We start from the raw sequence: 512 nt of genomic DNA, 5'->3' as shown, positions 1-512 counted from the left end.
CCTGCAACTTGTCCCAACCGCCCAAAGCCTTGCCGCCTCGACCTTTGATCTCGATCTCGGTGCGGCTTTCGCTGAGGTACTTGGTCACGGTGTCCTGAGCGGTCAGGCGACCGGAAACATCCCCGTTTGCGGCAATTGCATCGGCCTCAGGCGCAAAGGGCATATAGGTGTTGTCGGCGTGGCACGACGCCCAGCACCCGACCTGATCGCCCAGCTCGATACCGGTTCCGGTGATCATCATAGCGACCTTGATCTGGTTTTCAGGATCCATTTTGCCGCCATCGACAAACGGAGCAGGGTTGTGCCCCGCATCCGGCCATTGCAGACGGATGTACAGGTTTTCGTCATCATGTGCCGCCTGAACGGTTGCGTCGATCACACCGCGTTTGCCGGGGATCGGAGTGGGTTCCAGTTCGCCACCGGCAACGATCTTGTTACCAATCGCATCCAGTTCCTTGGCATGACAGGTCGAACATTGATCGCCACCTTTGGTCAGCGGACGGGCCCCGCCA

General features: G+C 59.4%; 1 protein-coding gene. It reads right to left on the bottom strand.

Annotation, left to right across the window (positions count from 1 at the left end; all coding sequences use genetic code 11):
- Nucleotides 1-512, bottom strand: a 512-nt coding sequence (locus ACR0AO_RS25530; RefSeq protein ID WP_480609872.1) for an ethylbenzene dehydrogenase-related protein, incomplete at both ends; no start/stop codon positions are given.

The organism is Ruegeria sp. AF8, assembly GCF_056541825.1.
The sequence above is the reverse complement of the archived record's forward strand: the minus strand, read 5'-3'. Positions and strand labels throughout refer to the sequence as shown.